The sequence below is a fragment of the Streptomyces sp. bgisy130 genome, assembly GCF_057708345.1.
On sequence record NZ_JBYISA010000011.1, the window covers coordinates 137,714 to 164,709 of the forward strand.

At 67.5% G+C, this 26,996-nt stretch carries 23 protein-coding genes; 13 read left to right on the plus strand and 10 right to left on the minus strand.

The features are described from left to right. Nucleotides 1-179 precede the first annotated feature (179 nt). A complete protein-coding gene (locus AC3EUV_RS17335) occupies nt 180-1,904 on the minus strand; it encodes a sigma-70 family RNA polymerase sigma factor (RefSeq protein ID WP_435603270.1) in 1,725 nt (574 codons plus the stop codon). Nucleotides 1,905-2,365: 461 nt separating this feature from the next. Here AC3EUV_RS17335 and AC3EUV_RS17340 point away from each other — a divergent pair, with 461 nt between their 5' ends. From AC3EUV_RS17340 to AC3EUV_RS17350, 3 genes are all read left to right on the plus strand, one after another. Next, nucleotides 2,366-3,403: an SPFH domain-containing protein gene (locus AC3EUV_RS17340; protein ID WP_435603271.1), complete on the plus strand. Its 1,038-nt coding sequence runs from the start codon at nt 2,366-2,368 to the stop codon at nt 3,401-3,403. Further along, nucleotides 3,373-4,284: a C40 family peptidase gene (locus AC3EUV_RS17345; protein WP_435603272.1), complete on the plus strand. Its 912-nt coding sequence runs from the start codon at nt 3,373-3,375 to the stop codon at nt 4,282-4,284. The genes AC3EUV_RS17340 and AC3EUV_RS17345 overlap by 31 nt, the downstream gene beginning before the upstream one ends. 139 nt (nt 4,285-4,423) lie before the next feature. Beyond that, nucleotides 4,424-5,008: a response regulator transcription factor gene (locus AC3EUV_RS17350; RefSeq protein WP_435603273.1), complete on the plus strand. Its 585-nt coding sequence runs from the start codon at nt 4,424-4,426 to the stop codon at nt 5,006-5,008. A 30-nt stretch (nt 5,009-5,038) separates the two neighbouring features. On the opposite strand, the gene AC3EUV_RS17355 is transcribed toward AC3EUV_RS17350, so the two are convergent. Further along, the gene (locus AC3EUV_RS17355; protein WP_435603274.1) at nt 5,039-6,004 is read right to left on the minus strand and encodes a hypothetical protein; all 966 of its coding nucleotides are present in this window, start codon (nt 6,002-6,004) and stop codon (nt 5,039-5,041) included. A 180-nt stretch (nt 6,005-6,184) separates the two neighbouring features. Further along, nucleotides 6,185-6,445 carry a WhiB family transcriptional regulator gene (locus AC3EUV_RS17360; RefSeq protein ID WP_432144111.1) on the minus strand — a complete coding sequence of 87 codons (261 nt, stop codon included), beginning with the start codon at nt 6,443-6,445 and terminating at the stop codon, nt 6,185-6,187. 573 nt (nt 6,446-7,018) lie between these two features. Between AC3EUV_RS17360 and AC3EUV_RS17365 the strand changes: the two genes are divergently transcribed. Continuing rightward, nucleotides 7,019-8,296 (plus strand): RICIN domain-containing protein, encoded by a 1,278-nt coding sequence (locus AC3EUV_RS17365; protein WP_435603275.1) that lies wholly within the window; start codon nt 7,019-7,021, stop codon nt 8,294-8,296. A gap of 195 nt (nt 8,297-8,491) precedes the next feature. Here the strand turns inward: AC3EUV_RS17365 and AC3EUV_RS17370 are convergent, their stop codons facing one another. Genes AC3EUV_RS17370 through AC3EUV_RS17395 form a run of 6 tightly spaced genes read right to left on the minus strand, consistent with a single transcriptional unit; the run spans nt 8,492 to nt 14,062 of the window. Next, nucleotides 8,492-9,526, minus strand: coding sequence for a mannonate dehydratase (locus tag AC3EUV_RS17370; protein ID WP_435603276.1), 1,035 nt, complete (start codon nt 9,524-9,526; stop codon nt 8,492-8,494). Next, on the minus strand, nt 9,523-10,374 hold the full coding sequence (locus tag AC3EUV_RS17375; RefSeq protein WP_435603277.1) for a fumarylacetoacetate hydrolase family protein: 852 nt from the start codon (nt 10,372-10,374) through the stop codon (nt 9,523-9,525). The genes AC3EUV_RS17370 and AC3EUV_RS17375 overlap by 4 nt, the downstream gene beginning before the upstream one ends. Before the next feature lie 31 nt (nt 10,375-10,405). After that, complete coding sequence (locus AC3EUV_RS17380; protein ID WP_432144090.1) at nt 10,406-11,140, minus strand: SDR family NAD(P)-dependent oxidoreductase; 735 nt, start codon at nt 11,138-11,140, stop codon at nt 10,406-10,408. Next, nucleotides 11,137-12,420: a phosphopyruvate hydratase gene (gene eno / locus AC3EUV_RS17385; RefSeq protein WP_432144089.1), complete on the minus strand. Its 1,284-nt coding sequence runs from the start codon at nt 12,418-12,420 to the stop codon at nt 11,137-11,139. Before eno ends, AC3EUV_RS17380 begins: the two co-directional genes overlap by 4 nt. Then, nucleotides 12,417-13,397 (minus strand): phosphotransferase family protein, encoded by a 981-nt coding sequence (locus tag AC3EUV_RS17390; protein ID WP_432144088.1) that lies wholly within the window; start codon nt 13,395-13,397, stop codon nt 12,417-12,419. Before AC3EUV_RS17390 ends, eno begins: the two co-directional genes overlap by 4 nt. Nucleotides 13,398-13,411: 14 nt before the next feature. Next, nucleotides 13,412-14,062 carry a GntR family transcriptional regulator gene (locus AC3EUV_RS17395; RefSeq protein WP_432144087.1) on the minus strand — a complete coding sequence of 217 codons (651 nt, stop codon included), beginning with the start codon at nt 14,060-14,062 and terminating at the stop codon, nt 13,412-13,414. Between the two features lie 149 nt (nt 14,063-14,211). Here AC3EUV_RS17395 and AC3EUV_RS17400 point away from each other — a divergent pair, with 149 nt between their 5' ends. From AC3EUV_RS17400 to AC3EUV_RS17425, 6 genes are all read left to right on the plus strand, one after another. After that, a complete protein-coding gene (locus AC3EUV_RS17400) occupies nt 14,212-15,045 on the plus strand; it encodes an ATP-binding cassette domain-containing protein (RefSeq protein ID WP_435603278.1) in 834 nt (277 codons plus the stop codon). Beyond that, nucleotides 15,042-16,091 (plus strand): ABC transporter permease, encoded by a 1,050-nt coding sequence (locus tag AC3EUV_RS17405; protein WP_432144085.1) that lies wholly within the window; start codon nt 15,042-15,044, stop codon nt 16,089-16,091. Before AC3EUV_RS17400 ends, AC3EUV_RS17405 begins: the two co-directional genes overlap by 4 nt. 51 nt (nt 16,092-16,142) lie before the next feature. Next, complete coding sequence (locus AC3EUV_RS17410; RefSeq protein ID WP_432144084.1) at nt 16,143-17,120, plus strand: substrate-binding domain-containing protein; 978 nt, start codon at nt 16,143-16,145, stop codon at nt 17,118-17,120. Nucleotides 17,121-17,196: 76 nt separating this feature from the next. Next, nucleotides 17,197-17,979, plus strand: a complete 783-nt coding sequence (locus AC3EUV_RS17415; protein ID WP_435603279.1) for an SDR family oxidoreductase — start codon at nt 17,197-17,199, stop codon at nt 17,977-17,979. A gap of 121 nt (nt 17,980-18,100) precedes the next feature. Further along, a complete protein-coding gene (locus AC3EUV_RS17420) occupies nt 18,101-18,964 on the plus strand; it encodes an SMP-30/gluconolactonase/LRE family protein (RefSeq protein WP_432144082.1) in 864 nt (287 codons plus the stop codon). Beyond that, nucleotides 18,961-20,133: a DUF4432 family protein gene (locus AC3EUV_RS17425; RefSeq protein ID WP_435603280.1), complete on the plus strand. Its 1,173-nt coding sequence runs from the start codon at nt 18,961-18,963 to the stop codon at nt 20,131-20,133. Before AC3EUV_RS17420 ends, AC3EUV_RS17425 begins: the two co-directional genes overlap by 4 nt. Here the strand turns inward: AC3EUV_RS17425 and AC3EUV_RS17430 are convergent. Further along, entirely contained in the window at nt 20,110-22,998 is a 2,889-nt protein-coding gene (locus AC3EUV_RS17430; protein ID WP_432144080.1) for a LamG domain-containing protein, read from the minus strand. The genes AC3EUV_RS17425 and AC3EUV_RS17430 overlap by 24 nt on opposite strands. 272 nt (nt 22,999-23,270) lie before the next feature. On the opposite strand from AC3EUV_RS17430, the gene AC3EUV_RS17435 reads away from it, so the two are divergent. The 3 genes from AC3EUV_RS17435 (at nt 23,271) to AC3EUV_RS17445 (ending at nt 26,929) form a co-directional block, all read left to right on the plus strand. Further along, on the plus strand, nt 23,271-24,692 hold the full coding sequence (locus tag AC3EUV_RS17435) for a DUF11 domain-containing protein (RefSeq protein WP_432144079.1): 1,422 nt from the start codon (nt 23,271-23,273) through the stop codon (nt 24,690-24,692). 24 nt (nt 24,693-24,716) lie between these two features. Next, nucleotides 24,717-26,138 (plus strand): glycosyltransferase family 2 protein, encoded by a 1,422-nt coding sequence (locus AC3EUV_RS17440; protein WP_435603281.1) that lies wholly within the window; start codon nt 24,717-24,719, stop codon nt 26,136-26,138. 161 nt (nt 26,139-26,299) lie between these two features. Continuing rightward, nucleotides 26,300-26,929: a class F sortase gene (locus AC3EUV_RS17445; RefSeq protein WP_432144077.1), complete on the plus strand. Its 630-nt coding sequence runs from the start codon at nt 26,300-26,302 to the stop codon at nt 26,927-26,929. Nucleotides 26,930-26,996: the final 67 nt, after the last annotated feature.

The following is a 26,996-nucleotide window of genomic DNA, read 5'->3' on the forward strand; positions in this document are numbered from 1 at the left end:
GGTGCATTTGCAGTCGAGAGGCCGTGGGGGCAGGTCGCTTACGCCGCGGACCATGTATGTGAGCGGCGTCACAGTCTTGATCTGCTGTCAGGCGACCACGCCTGAAGGGGGAGTTCGGCGTTCACTGGCGGATCGGTCATACCGAGGGCCCGCCCGGTGAACGGGACGGGCCCTTGGCGCTACCGCTTCGTCGTTCCGGACGGCCTCATGGCGGTCGGTCCGACTGAGGGCTCACGAGGGCTGGGAGTCCCGGTCGGCGGGGAGGGAGTCGGCGGAAGCTGGATTCGGTCGACTATCACTGCCATACGGTCCTCAAGTGGACTGCCCAGGACGCGAGTTCGTGTGGTCTGCGGGCAGTACATGCCGGGGATGGCAGGCAGGCTGTCCAGCTCCATCGCCGAGCAGTTCGTGGGGATTGCCGTCGCCGTGGTCTGGGGAGGGGGCGGCGTTGCCTTCAGAGGCGTGGGCTGGGGAGGGGGTGGCGTCGGGTTCGGGGGCGTGGGCTGGGAGGGGGGCGGCGTCGGACTCGGAGGTGTGGGCTGGGAAGGCGGTGGCGTCGGGTTCGGAGGTGCGGGCTCGGACGACATAGACGGGGACGGCCCGTCGGAGGCCGTCTCGGTCGGGCTGGAAGGTGCCGGGCCGGTGGCCGGTCCCGTGGGGTTGTCCGACGGATCTGCGGTCGGCGCCGCAGGCGTCCCAGCGACACGGGCCGGCCGCGGAACGACATGCCGCGCGGGCCACAGACTCGAAGCCGCCGGCTCCGGTGTGCCGCCGGGCGGCCCCGTCACCGTGACGGTTGACGCGTCGGCCGCAGGACCCTGCCGGGGCGGCGTCGGGCTGGTGGAGGGTGTGCCGGGCGGCGTCGGGCTGGTGGCAGGCGCGCCGGGGGAAGTCGAGGGCGACGGCTCGCTCCCGGGTGCCCAGGATTGTCCGACCTTTCCCGCATATGTGTGGTGGCCGGTGGTCTGGTGGCCGCCGGAGAGCGTCAGGGTGAGGGCGCCGGCGCCCAGCACCACGCCGACTGCGGCCGTTCCGATCAGGGCCTTGCCGCCGGTGAACTTGGCCGCGTGGCGGACACGGGCAAGGCGAGCCTGGGCGGCGTGCCCTGGGGTGCGCAGAAGATAGGTGGCCACGGCAGGGCCGAGAAACAGGGGGACGACGGCCGTGCGGATCGAGGACGAGACGTCGGTCAGTTCGAGGTAAAGGCCATTGCAGTACTGGCAGTTGTCCAGGTGTTCCCGCACGCGGGCGGTCTCCGTCGGGTTCAACTTGCCCCGCGTGTAGGCGCCCAGCTTGGCGGCGTGCTTGCGGCATGCCTCGTCGGACATGGTGGTGATGTGGGCCTGGATGTAGGCGATGCGCAGGCCCTCACGCGCTCGGTAGGCCAGTGCCGAGACGCTGTTCGGCCGGAGTCCCAGCAGGCGCCCGATGACCGCCGGCGCCTCGCCCTCCACTTCGGTGTGCCACAGCACCGCCTGCCAGCGCTCGGGAAGGGATTTGAAGGCTTCGCTGACCGCCCGGCTGTCGAATGCCTCGGCCGGGGCGTCCCTCATGGGTTCGGCCGGCTCGTGGGAGTGCCACACATCGGTGAGTACCGTTCGCCGCTGCTGCCTGGAGGAACGGAAGGCGCAGTGCTGGATCGTGCGCAGCAGGTATGCACGGAAGAACTCGGTGGGCCCTGCCCCCTTGCGCAACACGTCCAGAACGTTGGCGAACGCCTCGGCGACCAGGTCATCGACGTCCGCCTCGCGGGTGGCGAAACGCCGGGCGCAGGCGGCGGCGGCCTTGCGGTGCCGCGAGTACAGCACCTCGTATGCCGCGCAGTTGCCGGCACGTACGGAGGCGATCAGTTCGGCGTCGCCGGCCTCGGTGGGGGGTTGGGGGGTGGCAGGTCTGTCGCTCATGAAACCTCTGCATGAGGTGAGATGGGGGGACTACTGCTGGAACGAGACACCCTTGGCTGAAATGGGTGAGGACACGTTAGAAACTCGTAAGTTAAAGCGTCAACAATAGTTTGCACCGGCCTCCATGAGATTGATGAGTGAGGTCTGGGGGGTGTGCGCACCCGGAGCTCCCGCAAAGGCGGCTTGAGCTGCGGATTTCCTCTCGTGGCGGGCGCGCCCCGCATTGCCTGTGTCGTACGTCACACAGAACCGTGCTTCTCCCGCATCATGCAGCGCCGGCTGGGGCCTCATCAGTCCAGGACCGGTCAATGCGGCCGGCTGAGATGGTGAAGAGGAAGCCGCGGTTGAAGGACGAACGTGTAGGGCTGCCCGTGAACTCGGTGCCGCCCGCCGATGAGTTCCCCCTCTTCGTGGAGCGTTTGGGGAACACACCATTCAAAGATCTGGATCAGCCTGAGGAGTTGGCCGGACAAAACGAGAGCACGCTTGAGTTCCCTCCTGATTTCCTGCCGATAGCGGATTCCGGCACCGACCTCACTGCTGAACCGGAGGCACCCCGCGAGGTACGGCGGCGGGCACCGCGGCTCGTGGCGGAGATGCGTGAGGAGCGCCCGCGGCTGGTCCTGCCCGGCTGGATCGCCCTGCTGTGCGCGCTGCTGTGCGGTGCCGCCATCGCCGTGATCGTGGGGAGGTTCCGCTACCTACAGCGGTGGGTGGACCTGCCCGAGCCGGCTCCGGCACCCCTGATCTGTCTCGGCGTTGTCCTGCTGTTCGCGGTAACCGGCCTGATGGGTAACCGGGCAGGCTTCGCCGTCGTGCTGTCCCGCTGGGGGCGATACCGGGGCACGGTGCGCCGGTCCGGTCTCGTGTGGGTGAATCCCCTGCTCAAGCGGCACCGCGTGGACGTACGGCTGCGTCACTTCCGGGGCGACTCCATCGCCGCTGTGGACCGCGTCGGCCATCCGGTGGTCGTCAGCCTGCTGTTCGTCTGGCGGGTGAAGGACACCGCCCGGGCCACGTTCGCGGTCAGTGACCATGAGGAGTTCCTGCGCGAACAGGCGGCGGCAACGGTGTGCGAAGTCGCCGCCACACTGCCGTGCGACCGGTTCGGCGCACCCGGGCCGACGCTGCGCGACGGGAAGTGGTTCGGCGAGGAAATGACCCGGGCCCTGGTCTCCGAGATGGCGCCGCTGGGTCTGGAGATCTACTCCGTCCAACAGCTGTCCCTCGGCTACGACACGGAGATCGCCGAGAACATCCGCAGACTTCAGCGCGCCGAGCTCAACGCCGAACTGCGCAGCACTGTCATCAGTGATGCCGTCGACGTCGCGTGGGCGGCCCTTGAGCAGATCAAGGCCAAGGAAGGCGCCGACGAGCAACAGCCTCCGGGCCAGGACCCCACGTTCCTGCGCCTGCTCGTGCTTTCGCTGCTCACCCCGAGCGCGAATCTCAAGGAATGGGGAAGCCAATGGTCCGATCAGCAGAGTTCGTCGAAATAGCCGCCGCCGAGGGATGTGACGGCTGCGAATACTGCACCGCGCAGCTCGGAGCCCGGGACGTCGCCGCGGGAACCGGGCAACTGCCGCATATCCGCGAGAGCGCCCGTCGTAAGCGGGCGGCCGGTGTGGTACTCGCCCTCGCCACGGGCATGGTGGGCCTGGGGACGGCCGACGCGCCCTCGGCCGAGGCCATGCCGGCCCCGAGCAAGGCGGGATGGGACGGGACCAGATACTGGTTCAAGTCCAACAGCCAGTGGCGCTGGACGAGCCACTACCACATCTACCTCCAGCGCACCCGGCAGGCTCCGGCCCAGCACACCGGGCAGGCTCGGGCCCAGCGGACCTGGCTGGCGGCGCCGCAGCGCGAGGGGTGGGACGGCACCCGGTACTGGTTCCGGTCCAACGGGCAGTGGCGCTGGACGAGTCATTACGGCATCTACGTACAGCGCAGGCATACCGACGGCTCCCCGTCCACCTCCTCGGAGCGGACACCGGCCCCCACCCGCACCAGCCGCAGCTCCGGTGTCGAACGAGCCGTGGACTACGCCCTCGCCCAGCTCGGCAAGCCCTACATCTGGGGTGGCAACGGCCCCGTCGGCTACGACTGCTCCGGCCTCGTGCAGCAGGCGTACCAGCGCGCCGGGATCTCCCTGCCGCGCGTCGCCTCGGACCAGTACGGAGCGGTCACGAAGATCTCACAGAGCAGCCTCCGCCGCGGTGACCTGCTCTTCTGGTCGTCCAACGGACGGCAGTCGGGCGTCCATCACGTGGCCGTCTACCTGGGCGACGGACGCTATGTGGAGGCGCCCCGGCCAGGGAAGAACATCCGTACTTCGGCCCTGTACCGGGGTTTCTACCCCACCTTCTTCGGCCGCCCCTGAGGCGCCCCTGAGGCGCCCCTGACAAGAATGCGAGCCACTCGTCCGTGATGGCGTCATAGGAGCGGGGCTGGTGTCTCTGTCCAGGTGCCGTCTGTTCACAGCGGCGCCAGCCCTGCCCCCTACGGGAGAGGTCCCAGCCATGACGATGCCCACGCCGCCGCCCGCGTCACCGCCGCCGTCCCGGGTGCTCACGCCGCGGCAGGAGGAGGTTCTCCGGTACATGCTGAACGGTGCCACGGCGAACCAGATCGCCGAGGCGCTGACCATCGGCCGTGCCACCGTGCAGACACATCTGCGGGCCATCTACGCGGCCTTCGGGGTCCAGAACCGGGCACTGGCGGTCATCGCGGCCATTGAGCGGGGCTACTTGCCCGAGAACATCGACGCGGTCTGGCGGCACGACCGGGAGCATGTGCTGCGCGCGCTCCGGCAGGCATGGAGTCCGTGCCAGGTGCACCCGGTCTATGCGCGCGGCTGTGTGCTCTGCGTTCGCGCGGCCACCCTCACCCTCGCCATGGCACTCGTGCGGAACCCGGGCGCGGCGGCCGACCCGCCGCCGGTCGGGCCGCCGGCCGGCGTCCCCCGGCGCCCGCAGCCCGGAGTGCCCGGCAGGCGCCCGCGGATCCAGCCCGGCGTGCCCGGCACGGGCCCGCGGATCCAGCCCGGAGGATCGCCCTCCGGGCCGGGGGCCGCGCCCAAGGCCCAGTACAGAGCCGCTTCCTGACGCCCGCGCACGTGACGCCGGCCTTCAGCGTCACGGCCGATTCCGCGGTCGGCTCACGCGGCGTCCGGCGCGGCCGGCCGACCCACCGACGTGCCATCGTGCCCAGCCCGGTCCCGGTGCCCGCCCGCCTGCCGTCACCACCCTGATGAGCTGTGTCGGCAGACTGGCGCCCGGGACCGCGAGCTCCGCGACCAGGAGCCGGCACAGTGCGCACCCCTCCAGATGGGCGCGGACTTCGGCCCTCCGGCCGGCCGTCAGTTCGTACCGCACATACGAAGCGGCCGTCAGATACGACAGATGAGCCCCCCGCGTCTCCACGGTCCCGGTGCGCCGCAGCCCCCGCCACAGATAAGCGTCGACCAGAGCATCACGGCCGGCAGGCAGCAGGCCGGGTGCGTAGCGCGCTGCCGGTTCGCCTTCGATCCCGACCGCCCACAGGACGTCGGCGTGGTGCGCCGGGAGCGAGGCCAGGACGTCGTACGCGAGAAGCGTCTCCTCGCTGCTCCTGCCGTCTCCCGAGGCCGCACGGCGCAGCACGCGGTAGCCGGCGGCCACCCTGACCGCGATCCGCATCTCCCGCTCGAAGTCGAAGGTCCGGTCGTCCGCGGGGGTCTGCTGCAACGCCTGGACGGCCCGCCGGCACGAGTCGAAGAGCAACTCCTCCGTCCCCTCTCCCTCGGCGGGCCCGAGGTAACGCTCAACGAGTCTCCTGGCCGGGCGCAGAGCCCGCGTACAGAGCCGGTGAACGGCGACGCATTCGCCGAGCCTGGCCCGGCGCAGCAGTTCGGCCTTGCCCGGGGCGCGTGCGGGGGCAGCCGGAACGCCGGTGGACAGCGTGTGCGGAAACGGGTCCCGGCCGAGGCGAATCAGCCGCACGGTCTCCGGTTCGGCCTCGGCCCCGGTCGCCGGTGCCCTGGCACGGGTGATGCTCCAGCTGCCCCGGCGGCCCCGGCCGCCCCCCGCCCCACCCCAGCCTGACCTCTTCAGGTCGCTCACGGACTCCTGGCCTCCCCGCGCGGCAATTCCGGCCCCTCCGCACGCCGGAGGGCTCTGGAAGTCCTGAGACCCGGGAGGGACAGAAATGACGCGGAAGTCTTCGCGCGGTTGCGACATGCAGCGGCTGCTGCCGGTGGCCCACCACCAGCAGCAGCCGCGGTCGGCCGGAGTACCGGCGGATCAGGAACTGCGCCGCATACGGCGACGCTCCTCCCGGGTGCTTCCTCCCCAGACCCCGTAGGGCTCATTGTTCCGCAGCGCGAAACTCAGGCACTCTGCCCGGACCTCACACCGGGCGCAGATCTTTCTCGCTGCCGTCGCGGTGCCACCCAATTCGGGGAAGAACCGCTCGGGGTCGGTCTGCGCACACATCGCCCTCTCGGTCCACTCCTCATATACCGACAAGCGCTCCGACACGAGACCGAGGTCAAGCTTCTCCACCGACACGTCCACTCCTTCACACCCTTGAGGCGCACATCCGCCTCCGTGAACAGAGAGTCACGTCCGGGCGTCCATGACGCCGTCCGCGCCCCCCAATTCCTGAACGCGCAGTCAGGAGCACACCGGTGCTGCCCCGCGGGAGCCGGCAGCACTCTTCGGCCGGAGCTGCCCGGGCAAGATCAAACGATCTGCGGGTGAATTCGATCGGTCGACGGAAGCGTGGAATTTACCTGTATTCAAGCAGTCGTTGAGATCACACGCTTATGTCAGTTCTATTGGTCCTCGCTGTTGGTCAATATCCAGTGAACTGATGATTGTGGCGTCGCTGCCCTGATCGTAGATTGATGCGAGTCTCAATGAGCGGGCAGCGGGGCGCATGGTGCGCGTTCCACGCGAGTCCCTGCATCCACGCTGCCGTTCTGGCGCATCCAGATCTTCCGTCACCATCTGTCGCAGGCGAAGCCGTATCGGTTGTCGGCGAATTCCTCCGCTGCGACGCTGCCTACGCCTTCGGCCTGCCTTGGCTGAATGCCTGACGGTGGAACCCCCTTTGAAGAAGAAAAGGAGAAACCCGTGATTCTCGCACTGCGTCACAGGCGCACCTATCCAGCACCTCGGCTGATGGCCGCATTGCTGGCGATCTGCTGCATCGCCCTGGGCATCGCAGCGTCCCCGCTCGCCAGCGGCATCGCGCAGGCAACCGACGATTGCACATACAAGATCTCGGAATGCATAACGATGGCTCCGAGCAATGACAACCCCAACCAGGTGCTGAATGCGATGGACAATGGCACGGCGAACGGAACACAGGTCCTCACGTACGCGCCTCAAGGGGGAGATGCGCCTGCCGCAAACGAGCGGTGGCGCCTCGCGACAAATGACGACGGCACGTTTGAGATCGTCAACAACAACAGCGGTAGGTGTCTCGACGTCACCAGCGAGTCCTCCCTCTCCACCGGGCACTACCTTGCCTATCTGTGGGATTGCTCAAACAGTGACGGGCAGAAGTTCTACGCCGAACCTGCCGGTGACACCGGTGGTTACAGGCTGCGGCAGGCGTCGAGCAAATTGTGCTTGTCGCATCCCGACAAGATGACGCATGTGGTAGAGCTGAACACGGGAGATTGCACCACTGACGATAGCTTGATCTGGAATATCAATAGCTTCGGGGACGGGCAGACCGATGGTCTCATCCAGCTGGCGGCTGCGTACGCGATAGGAGCGTGCGGCGCTGACTACGACGCTGACACCGGCACGATTACCTGCGACCTCGACGATGCGGATGCCACCTACAGCAGAGGCAACCCTGTCTGTGTGCTGAACTTCCACAACACTGGCGACGAAGAAACGAAAGAGCAGAGCCGCGCAGTAACTGAGACCGTCGCTGACTCCAGGCTGACCGGACAGCAGACCACAACGGGGATGACCTCAGGTGTGAGCATCAAACTTGGCGCCCTCTCATTCAAGAGCCAGTTCAGCAAGACCTGGCAGGAAACGGTCCAGAACACGACCACCAACACCACTGCGGGTAGCAACACCTACTGGACCGGAAAGGTGCCGGCGCACAGCTACGCCTGGTTGCTGGCCACGCCTATAACCAAGTCCTACACGGGGAACTTCAACTTCAACATCAACCAGTGGAACGCATGGTCTTACTCTGCCGGCGAACCCGTCACGGTCACTGTGCCCGCAGACGAAAATGGCAACCCCACCCTCATCACCACCGGCAACGGACCCGACTCCGACCCCAACAACGAATGCGACGGACAAGCGGGGACCTTCACCGGTAGCAGCGGAACCATGGATGATCCGCCCGGCGAGACGGCATCGACCACGGCTCCGGTCAGCTGACCGAGCGCCCTGTGGGGCCACGGAGGTGACCGCGCGGCAGCGGTGGACGACCGATGATGCATCGGGGCGGTCGTCCACCGAACCCAGGTGGAGGGCCTCCACCTGACCGGCGAGCGCGAGCTCCAGCAGCGGCTGACGAAGCGTTGCTGGAGCACGTGCCGGCCGGCGTGATGACCGGACGTGCGCCTTATGAGCTCAGCTCAGGCCGAGACCGTTGAGCACGCCCTGGAGATATCCGATCGCGTGGGCCCTGCCCCTGCTGCAGTAGGCGTCGGACGAGATGTCCTGCCAGGTGTCGGCGTCGCCGATCATTGCGGGTACATGGTCGTCGATGAGGAATCCGTCGAACCCGGTGTCGTGGAGCCGGCGAATGACGCGCGCCGGATCGTAGTTGCCTTCACCGAGGAAGCATTCGGTGAAGCGCGGGACGCTGCCCTGCACATCGCGGAAGTGGACGTAGAAGATGGCGCGTTCGGCACCGAGGGTGTCGATCACCTCGTTGATGCTCTGCTCACCGGCCATGGACGAGACGGTGCCGAGGCAGAAGTTCAGGCCCCACGACGGGCTCGACCGTGCCTGTTTCCGCGCCGCGACCAACGCGGCCGGAGAGGTGAAAATCCGGGCCGCCCCGCCGAGCGGCTCATCGACGGGCGGGTCGTCAGGGTGCAGGGCCAGCCGTACGCCGACCTCTTCGGCGACCGGGAGCACCGCATCCAGGAAATACTGGTGGTTGTCCCACATCTGTTCCGCCGTCAGCGGCTCGGTGAGCGGCTCGCTCGGCGTCAGACGGTAGCCCGACAGGGCGTTGCCGTGGTGGATTTCGGCGAGGTCAAAGGATGTCACCTTCGCGCCGCCGCGGCCGGGCTCGGCCATGGACGTGCGCCATACGAACGTGGCAAGCCAGTTGTACCCCAGCAGATCGATGCCGACCGCGGCCATGTTCCGAATCGTTCGGCAGTAGTTCTCGATCTGCTCATCGCGCCCGGGGGCGCCGCGCTGGATCTTCCAGAAGTGCGCCAGCGGGACGTTTTCCAGTCCGTCGATGGCGAGACCGTCGGCCTCGCACCGCTCCCGCAGCGCGCGAAGCTCGGGCAGACTCCAGTACCCCTCTTCGCCGGGCAGCAGATTCGGGGTATGAAGCTGGACGCCGGTCAGCCCCAGCTGATGTGCGAATGCGGCGACCTGCCCGTCGTACTCGTCCACATGCCCGAGAGAGATTCTGATGCTCATGCCCTGACCACCTTCTGACGCTGCCGGCCGAGTCCGTCGATCTCCAGCTCCATGACGTCGCCCTCGGCGAGGTAAGGGAACCGCCCGGAAAGGGCCACGCCTTCCGGGGTGCCGGTGTTGATGAGATCGCCGGGTTCCAGGACGGTGACCTGGCTGAGTTCGTGGATCAGCGTGGCGACGCTGAAGATCATGTCCTTGGTCGAGGAATCCTGCCGTGGTTCCCCGTTGACCCAGGAACGCAGGCGGAGGTTCTGCGGGTCCGCTATCTCGTCCGGAGTGACCAGCCAGGGTCCGAGGGGATTGAACGTCTCACAGCTCTTTCCCTTGGACCACTGGCCACCGCTGATGTCAAGTTGCAGCGCCCGCTCGGAGACGTCGTTGGAGACCGCATACCCCGCCACATGGCGGAGCGCCTCGGCAGGCGACTCGGTATAGCGCGCTCTGCGGCCGATGACCACGGCGAGTTCGACTTCCCAGTCGGTCTTGGGGGAATCGCGCGGCAGCAGCACCTCGTCGTGCGGGCCGACGACGGTGTTCGGTGCCTTGTAGAACATGACGGGGTGCGCGGGTGGCGGCGATTCCGTCTCGGCGGCGTGCGCCGCGTAGTTCATGCCGATGCACAGGACGACGCCGGGACGGGCGATCGGCGGTCCGGTCCGGAGACCCGCGATATCGATGCCGGGGAGCCGGCCGTTCGCGACCGCTTCTTCCACCAGTCCGGGACCGCCCGCGCTGAGGAACTCGCCGTCGATGTCCGTGGTGAGGCCGCGCAGATCGAGGTGCCGTCCGTCTTGGGTGAGTGCCACGGGGATTTCGGCCCCCGGCTCACCGACGCGCAGATATTTCATAGGGGCCAGTTCCTTGCTGCCGTAGGAGTGGTCAGGCGGCTACCAGGCCGCCGTCTATGACCAGTGCGGTACCTGTGATGAAGGCCGCCTCATCGGAGGCGAGGTACAGAGCGGCGGCGGCGATTTCGCCCGGTTCGCCGAGCCTGCCCATGGGCTGGCGGTCGGTCAGATTCGCCCGTGCCGCTACCGGGTCGTCAGCGGCGGCGAGAAGCCGGCCGACCCAGGGGGAGTCCACCGTGCCCGGGCAGACGCAGTTGCAGCGGACTCCGGTGCCGGCGTACTGCACGGCGACCTGCCGGGTGAAGGCGATCACCGCGCCCTTGCTCGCACAGTAGGCAGCACGGTCCCTGAGCCCCACCATGCCCGCGACGGAAGCGGTGTTGACGATCGCGCCGCGTTGCTGCGCCAGCATGACCGGCAGCGCCGCGCGGGTGCCGAGGAAGACGCCCCGGGCATTCACCGCGAAGATCCGGTCCCACTCCTCGACCGTGCAGCCCAGCGGTCCAGTGGTGGACGAGGCGCCTGCGTTGTTGCACAGCACGTCCAGCCGCCCCGTCTCCTCGACCGTGCGCGTCACGGCGGCCGAGACGGAGTGCGGATCGGAGACGTCGACACGCAAGGCGACGGTGCTCTTAGGCACATCGTCGGGCTGGAGGTCGGCGGCGTAGACGAGGGCGCCCTCGTCGCGGAACCGCCGCGCCATCTCGTACCCGATGCCCGAGGCCGCGCCCGTGACGAGCACGGTCTGCCCTTCGAATCTGTTCACTGCGCTGTTCCCCTCCCTGGCCTGCCGTTGGGCCATGGCCCTGCAAAGGTGGTGGGTTCGGTGGCTTCGAACTGCAACAGGCGGTTCCACTTCGCGGTGCGTTCCGAGCGATGCGTGGAACCGACCTTGATCTGTCCGGCCCGCCAGCCGACGGCCAGGTCGGCCAGCCAGTCGTCCTCGGTCTCGCCCGAGCGCGCCGAGACGACCGTGCGGTACCCGGCGGACCTGGCGAGATCCACCACCTGCCGAGCGCCGCTGAGCAGGCCGTTCTGATTCACCTTGACCAGGACCGAGTTGGCGGCGCCGGAGTCGATACCGCGACGCAGCCGATCGGGCCGGGTGACGAACAAGTCGTCGCCCACGAGCTCAACCCGCTCTCCCAGCAGCTGCGTTGCCGTCCGCCAGCCCTCCCAGTCGTCCTCGGCGAGAAGGTCTTCCACCGAGACGACCGGGAACCGTTCACACCAGTCGGCGACTTCGGCGACGAGCTCGTCCGCGGTGAGTGCGCGGTTCTCGCGGGCGAGCCGGTACCGGCCGTGGGAGAAGAACTGCGTAGCGGCGATGTCGATCGCTATCGAGATCTGTGCACCTGGGGTGAAACCGGACGCTTCGATGGCGTCGGTGAGCAGGTGGAGGGCGGAGCGGTTCGAGTCGAGAGCCAGGCCGAGGCCGCCCTCGTCGGCGACGAGTACCGCGTGCTCATGGCCACGCGCGAGCGCCAGACGCATCGCGGAGTGGCGGACCGCGGCCGACCACTCCAGGGCCTCGGCGAAGGTATGGGCTCCGACCGGGACGACGAGGAAGTCCTGGACATCCAGCATGCGTCCGGCGTGCGCACCGCCGGACAGGATGTTGACCATCGGCATGGGAAGCAGGAGCGGGGAGTCCTCGCCGGTGAGCAGGCGTGCCAGTGAGGTCCCCTGAGCGGTGGCCGCGGCGCGGGCGGCGGCGAGGGAGACCGCCAGGACGGCGTTGGCCCCGAGGGTGCGGAAGGCCGGCGAGGGGTCAAGCGCTGCCAGGACGCTGTCCGCCGTGGCCGGGTCGGTCCCGATGAGGGAAGGAGCGATGACCGACGGGATGTTGGCGACGGCGCGGCGGACTCCGCAGCCGGCGAACCGGGCTTCGCCGTCGCGGAGTTCGATCGCCTCATGTGATCCGGTCGAGGCGCCCGACGGTGCCAGTGCCACTCCTTCGGTGCCGTCGGCGAGGACGACCCGGGCGGCGACCGTCGGTCTGCCGCGGGAGTCGAGCGCCTCCCAGGCATCCACTGCGGTGATCAACGCGCTGCCTCCACTGTTCGGGCCCATACCTCGGAGAGTGACGGGTCATCGTCGGCGAGCAGACCGAGCGCCAGGCGTCGTACGGCGTCGCGGGTGGCGGTGTCCAGATACCCCGCGGGCGACAGGCCGTCGACCCGTGCCAGCAGCAGGCAGGCGGTGTGCGCCCCGAGCCCCGCCACGGGCTCGGGGCACTCCCGCTCATAGGAGGCGAGGAACCGCTGGGCGGCGTCCGCCAGTTGGTCCGTGCGCCGGGGTATATGGAGTGCCTTGAGGATGAGGTGGCACTGGAGGAACGCCAGGTCGAGAACGGCGGCGCCGAAGTGCGCGACCTCGAAATCCAGCACCATCGGCCCGTTCGGCCCCACCAGCACGTTCTTCGGTGAGAAGTCTCCGTGCACCAGGCAGTCCCGGCGCGTGGCCAGTTCCTGCGCGCACTCGGTGATGCGTGCCGCGACGCCGGGGTACTGGGCTGCGACTCTGCGGTGGAACGGGGTGATGCGCAGCTGTTCCAGTGCCTCGTAGTCGTCGAAGCGGGTGGCGACCTCGGCGTCGTGCCAGGTCCGGGAGTGCCAGGTGCCCAGCACCGTGCCCAGTTCGGCTGCCGTTTCGGGGATACGGGCGGTCAGTTCTGACGGGGTGTCGTCGAGTATCACGCTCTTCCACGTCGGCCAGTCGGCAGGGGCGGCTGTCATGACAAGGGTGTGGCGCAACGGGTCGGCGTGACACAGCGCGGGAGTGCGCTCGGGCGTGATCGAGTGGAGCAGTTCCAGTGCGCCGGCCTCGGTCATCGCCCGCTCGGGCTTGGCCGTCCATTCCCCGGCGACGAGCAGGCGACCCAGCGCCCGCTTCACCACGAGCCGGGACGGAGCGGTCTCGACAAGGAACGTCTCGCCGGAGACGCCGCCCGTCAAAGCGGTGACCCGGGGCGGTGGAAGCTGGCCTTGCGAGCGGAGGTAGTCGATCAGCGTGTCGGTCACTGCCCGCCGCCCGCTCATTCGCTGAAGTACTCGGGATGCTTGGCGAGGAGCACCGGGCCATTTTCGAGCACCCGGCGGGCGTGCTGGCTGATGCGCTTGCGCCCGGCCCGGAGGTCGCCTGCCTCCAGCGCATCAACAATTGCCGTGTGCTCGTCGATCAGCCCGCGCATGGTCGAGGCTTCGGGCAGGCTCAGCCGTCGCAGCCGGTCGAGTTGCATCTTCATCCGCTGAACTGCCTGCCAGGCGCCCGGATATCCGGCGAGCGCGAAGATCCCCGCGTGCAGGGCTTCGTCGGCGGCGAAGAAGGCGTCGAAGTCGTTCCGCTCCTGGCTGAGCTCCTGGTCCTCCAGCAGCCGGCGGAGGGCCCGTACATCGCGATCGGGCTTGCGGCATGCGGCCTCGAACGCGGAGAGCTCCAGGCTCTCCCGTACGAAGCGGGCCTCCTCGACATCGTGCAGGCTGATCAACTCGACGCGGGTGCCCACCTGTGGCACCACCACGACCAATCCGTCGTTGACCAGGCGCGCGATCGCCTCACGCAGGGGAGTGCGGCTGACGTGCAGCTGCTCGGCCAGCTCGGTTTCGGAGACCGTCGCTCCAGGGGCCAGTCGCAGCTCGCGGATGGCGGCGACCAGCTCGCTGTGCACGCGGTCGGAGGTCCTCATACGGGATTGGGCACGGCTGCGCTCCCGCCCCACAGGGGCCAGTCCCGACGAGGTCCGCGATCGCGTTTCGGTGAATTCCATTGCAACATTCTTGCAGACTGGCGCTCTTGTATGCAAGTGTGCGGCCACTAGGCAGAGAGGAAGCAACGGTGTCCAGCGAAATGCCGGAGACGGCACTGCAAACAGCTCACCCTCCTGGCCGGTCGGCCCCGGTGCTCTCGGCGACGGGCATCTCGAAGCAGTTCGGCCACGTCACCGCCCTCAGTGGCGTCTCGCTCGAAGTGGCGCCGGGCGAGGTGGTCGCGCTCATGGGCGACAACGGCGCGGGCAAGTCCACCCTGGTGAAGATCCTGTCCGGAGTTCACCCGCCGGACCGCGGTGAGCTGCAAGTCGGCGGCCGCCAGGTGCACTTCACCTCACCGGCCGAGGCGCGTGCCGCGGGGATCGAGACCGTCTACCAAGACCTGGCGCTCGCGGACGATCTCTCCGCGCCCGCGAATCTCTTCCTGGGCCGCGAACACCACAAGCGGGGGCTGCTCGGAAAACTGAAGGTCCTTGACAACAAGCGCATGCAGCGCGAGGCGGAAGAGCACCTCGCCTCGCTCGGGGCGCGCGTGCCGGACTACCGGGCGTCGGTGCGGATGTTCTCCGGCGGGCAGCGGCAGAGCGTGGCGATCGCCCGTGCCAGTATCTGGGCCCGCGAACTGATCATCATGGACGAGCCGACCGCGGCGCTCGGCCTCGTGCAGACCGAGCAGGTCGCACAGCTGATCAAGCGCACCCGTGACCGCGGGGTCGCGGTGATTGTGATCAGCCACAGTGTGCCGTTCGTCTTCGACGTGGCCGACCGGATCGTGGTGCTGCGGCTCGGCGCCACCGTGGCGAACCTGCCCCCTTCAGAGGCAACGCACGACACCATCGTCGCGGCCATCACGGGTGCTTCGGTGACCGACGTGGCGTCTTCCACGGGAGGTGCCCGATGACGGGAACCCTGACCGCGCCGCCCCGGGCTCCCGAGGAGAAGGCCACCGCCGACCGCGCTCGCCGGATCGCGACCACGGTGACCGGCAACTGGGTCTTCCTCGCCTTGATCGTGCTGATCGTGTACTTCTCCGTCACCGCCGGTGACAGATTCCTCGACATCAACAACTTCCGCAACGTCCTGTTCAATGCGTCCGGCACCATGCTGCTGGCCGTCGGTACGGCTTTCTTGATCATCGGAGGTCAGCTGGACCTGTCCATCGGCTCGGTCCTGGTGTTCAGCGAGGTCATCGGCGCCAAGGTCATCATCGCCGTCAGCGGCTCCGCCGCACAGTCCTATCCGAACGCCACCGTCGCGATCGCTCTGGGCATCGTTGTCAGCATCGGCGTCGGGGCGGCCTGGGGCCTGCTCAATGGCGTACTCGTCACCCGCCTGAAGATCCCGTCGTTCATCATCACGCTGGGCACCCTGGGGATGGCTCTGGGCCTTGCTCAAGTGATCACCAAAGGCACCGATGTCTCCGGGATACCCCCGCAAATGATCACTGGCATCGGAGTCAGGAGCGTGCTCGGTCTGCCGCTTCCGGTCTGGATCGCCGCAGTCGTGGCAGTCGTCGCGGGCCTGGTCCTCGCCAGGACCCAGTTCGGCCGCTACACCTACGCGATCGGTTCCAACCCCGAAGCCGCGCGCCGTAGCGGCATCAAGGTCACCCGCCACGTCCTGGTGCTGTTCACCATGATGGGCGGCCTCGCCGGCCTGGCCGGCATCCTCGACGTCGCCAGGTATACGACGACGCAGGTCAGCGGGCACAGCAGCGACAACCTCGTCGCGATCGCCGCGGTGATCATCGGCGGGGCCAGTCTGTTCGGCGGACGGGGAACGATGTTCGGCGCCGCCATCGGCGTGCTGATTCCCGCCGTGCTCAACAACGGCCTTGTCATCATCAACGTCCAGCCGTTCTGGCAGACCGTGGCCATCGGGGCGATCCTCATCGTCGCCGTCGCGGCGGACAACATCAAGCGAAGTCACCGGATGCGGGCGTCATGACGCGTCCGCCCTCGCCCCCAGCCCGGCCCTATCCAGTAAGTGGAGTCCCCCATGCCACGTCACACCGCCATCGCACTGGCCGCGATGGGCACCGCGGCCGTACTCGCTGCCTCCGGCTGCTCAAGCGGCGCTGCCAGCTCGCAGGGTAAGGGGGGCAAGCACTACACGGTGGCCTTCATTCCCGGCTGCACCTGCGACCCGTATTACTCCACCGAGACCGCCGGCTTCCAGGCCGCGGCGAAGAGCGCCGGGGTCGACGCCATCGTTCAGGGACCGGCCAACTTCCAGGCATCGGAGCAGATACCGGTACTCCAGGCCGTGGTCCAGAAGCGGCCCGACGCGATCGTCATCGATCCCACCGACGCCAAGGCGCTGGCCGCCCCGATCGAAGCGGCCATCGCCCAGGGCATTCCGGTGATGACGACCGGGAACAACGTCAACACCGACAAGATCTTCACCGCCATCGCGGCCAGCTCGGTCAAGGGCGGCCAGCTCGGCGCAGAGGAACTGATGCGGCAGAAGCCCGGGGGCGGGGAGGTGGTGTTCGTGCACATCAAGCCGGGCATCAGCTCGATCGACGACCGCGAAGCCGGCTTCAGGAAGGCGTTCAAGGACAAGTCGAAGTACACGGTGCTCTCGAACCTGTACGCCGGGAACGACTCGGCCACCCAGGCAGCCGGCCTGGTGTCCGCCACCTTGTCGGCGCATCCGAGGCTCAAGGCCATCTTCGCCTCCAACGTGATCACCGCCGAGGGCGCCGCGAACGCGGTGAAGACCGCAGGCAAGGCAGGCAAGATCGCGGTCGTCGGCTATGACGCGGGCCCGCAGGAGGTCACCGAACTGAAGGCGGGGACACTGACCGCGCTCGTCTCCCAGAACCCCTACCAGATCGGGCAACTGGCGATAAAGAACTCGGTCAAGTACCTCAACGGCGACAAGAACATCCCCAAGGACCAGCCGCGCGACCCGCTGGTGATCACGAAGGACAACCTGAACGACCCCCGCTCGCAGACGTCGCTGTACAAGTAATGTCCCCCCTTCGCTGGTTCCGTGCCCGGGAACAGCCCGGCACGGAACCGGCGGAGCCGTACCGAAGGGTGTGAACGTGACCGAGTTCGACGGCAAGGTCGCCCTGGTCACCGGCGGATTCAGTGGAATCGGGCAAGCGGCGGCCGACGTGCTGGCCCGGCGTGGCGCGCGGGTCGTCGCCGCCGGACTGGGGCCGCCCGGCGCAACACCCCCGGCGCCGCACGGGGTTGAGCAGGCCCAGGCAGACGTCACCGACGAGACGGCAATGGCCTCCCTCGTGGACCAGGTGCTGGCCCGGCACGGCAGACTCGACATCCTGGTGACCTCGGCGGGTATCCAGCGCTACGGGAACACCACACAGACCACCGCCGAGGGGTGGGACGAAGTTCTCGACGTGAATGTGAAGGGCGCGTTCCTGGCCGCCAAGCACGCGCTTCCGGCGTTGCGGGCCACCGGCTGCGGGGCGATCGTGTTCGTCTCGTCCGTCCAGGCATTCGTCACCCAGACCGGGGTCGCCGCCTACACCGCGAGCAAGGGAGCCCTCAACGCGCTCACCCGGTCGATCGCCGTCGATGAGGCCGCCTCCGGCGTACGGGCGAACGCCGTGTGCCCGGCCTCCGTCGATACCCCCATGCTGCGGGCCGCCGCACGGAAGTTCAGTGACGGCAGCGACGCGTCGGCGGCCGCACTCGTCGAGTCCTGGGGACGCAGTCACCCCCTCGGCCGGGTCGCACGTCCTGACGAGGTCGCCGAGGCAATCGCCTTCCTCGCCGGCGACCGGGCCAGCTTCATCACCGGAGTGGCCCTCCCCGTCGACGGAGGGCTGCTCGCGCAGGCCGCGGTGGTGATCCCGCAATGAGCAACGCACCACCGTCTCACCACTCCGGCACGCACACCGCAGTACGGAGGGCGTGTACGGGGCAGCGGTCCCCGTACGCCCGCCGGGCCGGCCCTGGCGCGAAACCGCGTGGTGAACCGCTATGACCCCCGCGGTCACCGTCGCCTTCCCGGGGAGCGCGCGAGTCGGCGAAGGACCCCACTTCGACTCTCGATCCGGGCTGCTGCACTGGGTCGACATCCTCTCCGGGCGGATCCACACCGGTGATCCCGCGACCGGGAAGGAGCGGCAGCCCCTCACCTTGCCGACGCTGATCGGTGCCGCTGTCCCGAAGGCCTCGCACGGCTTCGTGGCCGCTACGGCTGAAGGGTTCGCCGAAGTGCGCACCGATGGCACGTCCACGACGCTGCTGGCGTTTCTCCCGGACGGCCGGCGGATGAACGACGCCAAGTGCGACCCGTCCGGACGGCTCTGGGCGGGGAGCACCGACCTGGACTTCGCCCCCGGACAGGGGGCCTTGCATGTGCTGTCCGCCGACTGGCACAGCGAGCAGGTGCTCGATGGTCTCTGGCTGCCCAACGGGCTCGCCTGGAGTCCTGATTGCCGGACTTTCTACCTCATCGACACCATGGCCGGCGAGCTGAACGCGTTCGATGTCGTGCCAGGACAGCCGGTTCCGGCGGGCCGCCGCCTGTTGCTGACGTTCCCACCACACGCCGGCCTGCCGGACGGCATGACCGTCGACATACAGGGATGTCTCTGGGTGGCCATGTGGGGCGGCGACCGGCTGCTTCGCATCTCCCCGGAAGGACGCGTCCTGTCGGAGGTTCCGCTGCCCGTGCACCAGCCGTCCTCCTGCGCATTCGGCGGCCCCAATCTGGCCGTGCTGTATGTGACATCGGCACGGGAAGGGCTCGATCTCGCCGAGAACGATCCCGCAGGCTCGGTGTTCGCGGTGCACGGCCTCGGCGTCCGGGGCCTGCCTGCATCGAGGTTCCGGGGATGACCGCCCACACCCCGCCGCTGATCCTGCGCAGCGACCAGCTCACGGTCGGCGTGCTGCCCGGCAAGGGCGCCGACATCGTCTCGCTCGTCGACACCGCCACCGGCATCGACGTCCTGTTCCGCTCCCCGTGGGGCCGCCGCGATCCGGCCCTGTTGCCCTCCACCAGGGACAGCCAACTCGACTGGCTCGCGCGATACCCGGGCGGCTGGCAGCAGCTGGTCCCGAACGCCGGCGCCGCCCGTGTCGTCGACGGGGTGCTACGCGGCTACCACGGCGAGGCAGCAGTCGTCGGATGGGAGGTCGAATCCGCCGACGAGAGCAGTGCCGCACTCAGTGTCCAGCTGGTCACCGCGCCACTCACCCTGACACGACGGCTGAGGGTGCGGGGGCCGTCCCTGCTCGTCACCGACACCATCCACAACGACTCCGCCGAGCCGGTCGACGTCATGTGGGTGCAACACCCCGCTTTCGGCGCACCGTTCATCGACGGACACAGCACACTGACCACAGGAGCCCGCGGCGTCCTCAGCGATGCGCAGGCTCCGGGGAACGTCCTCCCTCCGGACGCCGCAACGCCCTTCCCCTTCTCCACCGGACTCGACGGAAACCCCATCGACCTGAGCCGGGTTCCGCCGCCGGAAAGCGGGCGTGCCCTCTTCGCGGCGCTGACCGACTTCGCATCGGGCTGGTTCGCCATCAACAGCCCCAGTGCCGGATTCGCCCTCCGTATGGAATGGGACGCTCACCTCCTGCCGTACGCCTGGCTCTGGCAGGAGTGCCGTGCGACCGCGGGGTTCTCATGGTTTCGGCGTGCCTACGTCATCGCCGTGGAACCGGCCAATGTGCTGCCCGGAGAGCCCTCCCGGACCTGCCCTGACCGCGGACGCGCACCCACACTCGCCGGAAGGGCGAGTTGGACGACCACGCTCACCCTCACGCGGACGGAGCTGACGCCGGGTACCGCCTGCGCGCAACCGCCGCCAGGTGGGCCACAGCCGACAGATGGCCCCCCTGACGCTGCGCACCGGGCCAGGAAGCGGCTGCCAGGTCAGCGACGCGAGCCCTCGCCTGATCACCAGGCGCTCTCCAGCCGGTCGCCGCGTAGGGGACCGGCTGGAGGGCTCACGTCTCTGGAGGGCTCACGTCTACTGGATGGACAGGCCCGTTGACCCACTGGTGATCGTGTAGCTCTTGCCATTGAACCGCACACCGGACAGCGTGCCCTTGTATCCCCGCGGGACGCCTGATTGCCGGAGGGCCTTTGCATCAAGTGCCGTTGATCCAAGTGCCGGGTTGTAGCCGAACAGATCAGTGATGATGACATCCGCGAATTTTCCGCTGCATACATTATTGAAGGGCATGCCGTGGGCAGCCTTCACCGCAGTGGAAGATGCGCTGAATGTGAGGCACTTGCCAAACCCGGGCTTCCCGGTCGACCAGCTCGCCCCGTAGATCAGCAGCGCCGTTCCACTGATCGATTCGGTCGTGGTGGCGCCGCTTCCTTCACCGAAGGGAAGCCGCAGCACCAGAGCCGAGTCGCTGCTGCCGGTGTCGGGAGTGTGGGCCTGGTACGCGTTGCTGATGTCGGTGGCGGACAGTGCACGGCTGTAGACGCGCACTTCGTCGATACTCCCGCTGAAGGTACGGGTGGGATCGGCCGGACTATTCCCGACTATGAGCGCTTTCCTGGTTGATGCGGTCAACTTCCCGGATTGCGCCTGCGACGCCCGCTGAACCCCGTCGATATAAATCTTCATCGTGGCACCGTCATAGACGCCGGCCACATGATGCCAACCACCGGTCGGCACCGTCGCACTGGTTTGAGCCTCAACCCAGTTACCGTTCAGGACCACCGCAAAGGAGATCTTGCCACCACTGCCGCCGCGCAGGACATACCCCCCACTCCCTGATGCCCAAGCATCCTTGGCGATGATGCTGCCCTGGAAGATTTTTGTCGGCCAACTCGTGGCATTGACCCACGCCGAAAGCGTCAGCGCTTCAGAGGGATTGAGGTCGGCGCGATCAGGTACCGTAAATCCAGTCGCCGGGAACTCGTGGGCCTGGCCGAACGGCCCTTGGCTTGTTACTTTCGAGAAGCTCTTGAGCTGGCTCAAGAACGATGGATAGTCGCCGAACTGAGCGAAGGTCTGCGCGGTCATGGCGGGCCATGCATCGTAGGCTCCGTCGCTGCCGTGGTCCGGGCGCGAGACATGTCCCTCGGAGTCACTCAGGGACAGGGCACGTATCCAGTCACCGTGGAGCAGCTCAGTCTTGACGAAGTTCTTCATCTCCGTCTTCTGCGTGCTCGACAGGTGGTCGGCAAGAAGATTCGATGCGATCGCGAAATCGACAACCGTGCGGACGGAGACCAGAGTGCCGTCCGGCTGTCTGCAATTCCAGACGCCTTGCCCGGAGTCGTACAGGTCGAGCACGTGGGGTAGCAGGTCGGTCGCCGACTTCTTGAGGTCTTCCGCGGTTGCGGTATCGCCTGCGTTCTTGTGCAGAGCCGCAGCCTGATTCATCAGCCATACGTTCGCCGCATTGAAGGAAGCGACCTGGTTGGTGTACTTCGGAAGTACTTCGAGCAGGTTAACCGCACCGCCATAGTCGGCCAGGTTCTGCCCGGACGGCACCAGATGTTGTTTCCAATAGGTGGCGCTGTCGGTCAGGTGTTGCAGCACGGTCTTGTTGTTCGACGACTGCTTCAGGTAGGCCAGATCACCGCTGTAGTAGAGATAGTTGAGGACCATGGTGGACACGGTGAGGTCGTTCGCCGAATACCATGGCCCTTCCGTCCCGCCTCCCATGCATTCGATCGCGTAGCAGTTGTGAATGTCTACACTCAGCCAGTACTTGGTCAGAGCCTTCACCATGGCCGGATCGAGCATGGTCAGGAGGACCGAGCAGTACGAGGTGTCCCAGAAGTAGGTGAGGGTCGGCGCGTTTTCGGGTCCAGCGGTCACATAGACGCGGTCGAAGCCGTTGAACGTACCCGTCCGGCCGAGAATCGTGTTGAACTTCGGTCCGAAATTGGTGCGTTCACAGGCCAGGACCGACAGGATGCTCATGTAGTACATGGCGGCGATGGCCGTGTCGGTACCTGTGGGGGTAAGTACCGGCAACGAGCCGGAGTAGTGCGCATTTCCGGCGGTGAATGCCTGGTCCCAGCGCTTCGACCAGGCCGTACCGGCAGTGTCGAAGACCGAGGTGAAGTTCTGCATCGTGGTGTTGACGGCGCTGACAACGCTGTCAGCGTCTGCGGTGGAGCCCAGGGGCTTACCCGTTGAAGTGTCGCCAACTGCCATGGCAATGTGCAGGATCTTGGTCGCGCCGGCCGCCAGCGTCAGGTTCCACGCGGCGGTGCCGCTGGTACCGGATGCGGTGAGCGTCGCGGCAGAGTCAACGGCGAAGGCGGTCACGGCAGCACTGGAATTGTCGGAGATCATCACATTCGTGACCGGACTGCCGACAGCGTGCGCGGTGAAATTCTGATCGCTCGGCCGGGGAACGAACCAGTTCCAGCCCCGTGTTGTCTTTCGGATGCGCGGATTCAAGTTCACCGAAAATGCGGTCTTGATCTGGGCCGATGTCGGGTTCGATACCGAGATCTGAAGCAGAAGCTGGTTGGCTTCGAAAACGAGCCTGGTGGCGGTCCGTATCGCCAGCCCTGACGATGTCGTGGTCTTGCGTAGAATCTCGTAGGCCGACCACCGGGAGGAAGTCGCGGTGAGGCTTGCGCCATCTACCGTGAGATCGCAACAGGAACCGTTCTGCGCATACGGCGGCAAAGTGAAGTTCTGCACACCGAGCACATTGGCATTGCCGGAGGCGTTGACCGCTCCCCAGAAATTGCTGATGGCCGGCGCATGCGCAATATCTGATTGCTGGAGCCAATCGCTTCTCAAGGCATCCAGGCTCGGAGGTGTTCCCGGACTCGCGTGGGCGATTGCGGCGGGCAGCAGCGGAGCCGCCCAGACGGCAGCCGCCCCGGCGGCTGACCACTTCAAGAAGTTACGACGGCTGGAGGTACTCACAGCGGCTCTCCTTAGACGGGTGTGGCATCCTTGCATACAAGTGCCCCAGTGCTCAAGGCTTTCGGCACGCCCATCAGAAGTGATCAGTTGCGAGGGTTCCTCGCGAAGCCGGATCCCTCGTGGAACCGGTCACCTGCCTGCCGGACCTGGAGGTGCGTGAAACCGCACCCTCGGCTCGCCTGGCTGCCTCATGCGGTGCAAAAACTGATGATGTATCGGCTGCGAATGCAATCGGAGGTCACCTCATTCGTCTGGAGAGACGGAAACACAGCGTGGGCCACACGCCCGCCTGGTCCGTTTCGGCAGTGCTCACAGAGATTGAGGTCAGGATGTTCGGATCACAGCCCTATGGGGCCGGGATCGACAGGCGCGGTGAACGCAGCAATCGAAGGGGGAGTTCGACGACGCGACGGCGGACGACCGGGAGGGTGGTGGGTGGCGTACTCGCGTCGGCACTGTTCTCGTTCGGTGGTCTCTCGCTTGTCGCCCTCGACGCGCCTGCTGCACATGCGGTCGCCGGCACCCAGTGCGAACCGTCCGTCAGTTCCACCAGTGACGGCTGGGCCCACACCGGGGCCTGGACATTCCAGGACAACGGCTGGTTTGACGCCAACGAAGGTCCAGGCCCGGATACCTTGTCCCGCGATATCTCGGACCTGCCAGAGAACGGTGCTCAATTCACCTTTGACCACAGCTGGAACTGGGCTGACACAGGGGGCGGCTCACAGCAGACCGACCTCACCCTCTCCTACGACGGCACCGTGTATGCGACGCTCCACTCGCCCGGTCCGAACGCCAACCCCCGGGTGGGGACCGTGTCAGCGAGCAACGGTGCCTCGATCTCGCCGACCACCGGCACGCGTAATGCCGAGAGCGCCACGTACACCGTCACGCTCCCTGACGGTGTCGCCACCAACGGGCAGCTGAAGTTCACCATGAGCACGGGCACCTCCGAGGGCGGCGCCGGTTACGTCAACAATGTCTCGGTCGCCAACATCAAGGCCACCAGCACCAACTGCGCAGACTTCGCGGTCACCAAGCAGGGGCCGGCCGCCGTACGGCCGGGCGGGTCCGTCGAGTACAAGATCGACGTGACCAACAGCGGTCCGTCGAAGGACACCTTCACGGTGTCGGACACGCTGCCCGCCGGTCTCACCGAAGCCACCACGAGCACGCGGGGCTGCACCATCGCGTCGGGCACCCTGACGTGCAAGGGAACGGCCCTACCCGTTGGCAGCAAGAGGACCATCACCGTTCAGGGGAAAGCCCCGGCCACGGACGGGAGCACCTTGTCCAACACCGCCAGTGTGAAGGGCACGCTGACCGATCAGGACACGTCGGACAACACCAGCCAGACCGTGAACACCAGCGTCGACGCCAAGCTGGTTGAGCCCTCCGTCACTCCTGTCCCGTCATCAAGTGCCGCTCACCCGCCTGGCCGAGACGCCCTCCCCGGACGGCAACCGGACCGTGACAGTGGGGATCGCCCGGGCCACCAAGCAGCTGATCGAGCGGAGAGCGGACTGAGCGGGCCCCATGGCTCTCCCTCCAACATCGCTGTCAACACCGGCATTCCGGCGGCGGCCGGCACATGGAGTCTGGCGTTCGGCATCGTCCTGCTCCTGTGCGGCGGTCTCGGACTCTCGCTCGCGGTGCGCGCACACCGCCTGCGGATCCGAACCTTCCACGGCTAGAGGGACGAGGAGCGCCCCCGGACCGTGGATGCCTTTCAGTTGACGCCGGCCTTGATCACGAGTGTGGTCATTGTTTTCGGTCTGCTCTCCATCACCTCCATCACCTTGCCGGGTATCCGGGAAACCCGGAAAGCCGGCGTAGCGATGGCAAGGCAGGAGGGCCTCATTGCGGCCGAGCCGGATGCGGAGGCCGAACTGTACGGATTCGGCTTCTACTTCCTCGTTCCGGGACTCAACGAAGAAGAGGTGATCGGCGGCACCCTTTCCGCATTGCTGAAGGATCAGCCCGGTGCGACCGTCGTCGTGATCGATGACGGCTCCGATGACCGGACAGCCGAGATGGTGCGCTCCTATGAGCACACGGGGCGTGTTGAGCTGCTCAGCCGCACCGTCTCGAATGCCCGTCTGGATAAGGGGAAAGCCCTCAACCACGGGATCGAGTGGGTCCGCGCCGACGTGGCGGACAGGGGCGTTGACACCTCCAAGGTGATCGTCGCCGTGATGGACGCGGACGGTCGTTTGACCGCGAACGCCACCTCGGCCGTGGCCAGGGAATTCGCGGCGGACCCGTCGGTGGGCGGTCTCCAGCTCGTGGTGCGCATCCGCAACCGTGACTCGCTGGCCCTGTCGTTCCAGGACATGGAGTTCTGGTCCATGGCCGGCTCGGGGCAGCTCGGCCGTATGGCCGCGGGGTCGGTGGGCATGGGCGGCAACGGCCAGTTTGCGCGCCTGGCCGCGCTGGACGAGGTCGGCGCGGAGCCGTGGTCGGATTTCCTGACCGGGGACCTCGATCTGGGCATCTCGCTCGCCGTACTCGGCTGGCGGACGACTTCGATGCCCTGGGCCTGTGTGACACAGCAGGGAGTCGGTGATCTGCGTCGTCTGGTTCGCCGGCGCACCCGCTGGTACCAGAGCCGTATGGCCTCGATGCGCCGCCTTCCGGAGCTGGCGCGCTCGCGCTACCTGCCCACCGGGCGCTTCCTGGAGCATGCGGCCTACCTCGCGGTTCCCTGGGTGGTTTCGCTGCCCTGGTCGGTGCTCCAGCAGTACCTGCTGGTCGAGTTGCTCACGGGGCACGGCCTGCCGTCGGTCGGGGGCAGCCCGCCCATGGGCCGGGTGCTGCTGGGCGTCCTCTGGTGCGTGGTTTCGTTCACTCCGCATGTTCTTTGGGGATTCGTGTACTGGCGACGCGCGTGCACCGCGCCGCTGTGGAAGGCACTGGCCATGGCGCACCTGATGATCCCGTGGTCCTACGTAGCGCACCTTGCGGCGTGGCGGGCACTGGCCCGGATCATCCTGCGCCGTAACTCCTGGGCCGAGACACGGCGCATGGCCGAGCGCGGTCCGGCACAGCTCGGCGGCGCCGCGAGCGGTGGCGGGGAGTTGCCCGGCCCGCCGGCCAAGCCCTCGCTGGAACCGGCCTCTGACGGGGCCGATCTCAGGTGAGCCCGGTGAAGCAGATCCGTACGCACCGGGCAACCCCACGCGAGCGGCGGCCGGTTGCCCTCCGCGCCCGGGCCGGTGCATCCCATCGCGGCCGGCGTGCCCGGCGACGCGGGGTGCCGCGGTGGACGATCGTCTCAGCGGTCCTGGCCAGCCTGGCGATCATGGCTTCGGGTGTGGTGCTCATCTCCCGACAGCTGTCCGATGCGGCCGCCGGGTCGGCCGCTCCGCTCCCTGCCACTCCCTTCTCGGCCGACCCGTCCGGGCTCCCGCGCGCCGTGCCACCCGAAACGAGCGGCCGGCAGGCGCCACCCGGACGAGGCGGCCGGGACTGCGACCGGACCCTGCGGGCCTCGCACATCGTGATCCCGGCGCTGTGCGTCAACGCCCCCGTCGCGGCCACCTCGCGCATCAGGGACGGCGCGTTGACCATCCCGGAGGACGTGCGGCGGGTCGGCATGTGGGACCAGGGCGCGGCACTGGCGGATCCTGCCGGGACGACGCTGCTCGTCGGGCACGTCCATGCCCCCGGGCAGGGCAACGGAGCCCTGTACGACCTCTATCGGTCCCGGCCCGGTGACGTGGTGTACGCCAGCGATGCCGACGGAACCGTCACCACGTGGCGCATCGCGAGCCTGGAGGCGGTCAATAAGTCCCGGCTGCACGAGTCGGTGTTCGCCGGGAAGACCGGACCGCGCCGGCTGGTCCTGATCACCTGCGGCGGGCCCGTCGAGTTTCACCCCGGATACGGCAACGTCTACCGGGACAACGTGATCGTCACCGCCGTCCGGTAGTACTCCGGTCGCAGTGGCCGGGCCCTGGTGGCCCTGGAGCTGTGTCTGCCCAAGGGTCCACCGGGGA

Bases quoted from the DNA above. Each gene is read 5' to 3' on its own strand.
- AC3EUV_RS17370 (WP_435603276.1), bottom strand. From the start codon at position 9,526: ATGAGCATCAGAATCTCTCTCGGGCATGTGGACGAGTACGACGGGCAG.
- AC3EUV_RS17345 (WP_435603272.1), top strand. From the start codon at position 3,373: ATGGTCCGATCAGCAGAGTTCGTCGAAATAGCCGCCGCCGAGGGATGT.
- AC3EUV_RS17410 (WP_432144084.1), top strand. From the start codon at position 16,143: ATGCCACGTCACACCGCCATCGCACTGGCCGCGATGGGCACCGCGGCC.
- AC3EUV_RS17335 (WP_435603270.1), bottom strand. From the start codon at position 1,904: ATGAGCGACAGACCTGCCACCCCCCAACCCCCCACCGAGGCCGGCGAC.
- AC3EUV_RS17425 (WP_435603280.1), top strand. From the start codon at position 18,961: ATGACCGCCCACACCCCGCCGCTGATCCTGCGCAGCGACCAGCTCACG.
- AC3EUV_RS17445 (WP_432144077.1), top strand. From the start codon at position 26,300: ATGGCTTCGGGTGTGGTGCTCATCTCCCGACAGCTGTCCGATGCGGCC.
- AC3EUV_RS17395 (WP_432144087.1), bottom strand. From the start codon at position 14,062: ATGAGGACCTCCGACCGCGTGCACAGCGAGCTGGTCGCCGCCATCCGC.
- AC3EUV_RS17375 (WP_435603277.1), bottom strand. From the start codon at position 10,374: ATGAAATATCTGCGCGTCGGTGAGCCGGGGGCCGAAATCCCCGTGGCA.
- AC3EUV_RS17420 (WP_432144082.1), top strand. From the start codon at position 18,101: ATGACCCCCGCGGTCACCGTCGCCTTCCCGGGGAGCGCGCGAGTCGGC.
- AC3EUV_RS17405 (WP_432144085.1), top strand. From the start codon at position 15,042: ATGACGGGAACCCTGACCGCGCCGCCCCGGGCTCCCGAGGAGAAGGCC.
- AC3EUV_RS17350 (WP_435603273.1), top strand. From the start codon at position 4,424: ATGACGATGCCCACGCCGCCGCCCGCGTCACCGCCGCCGTCCCGGGTG.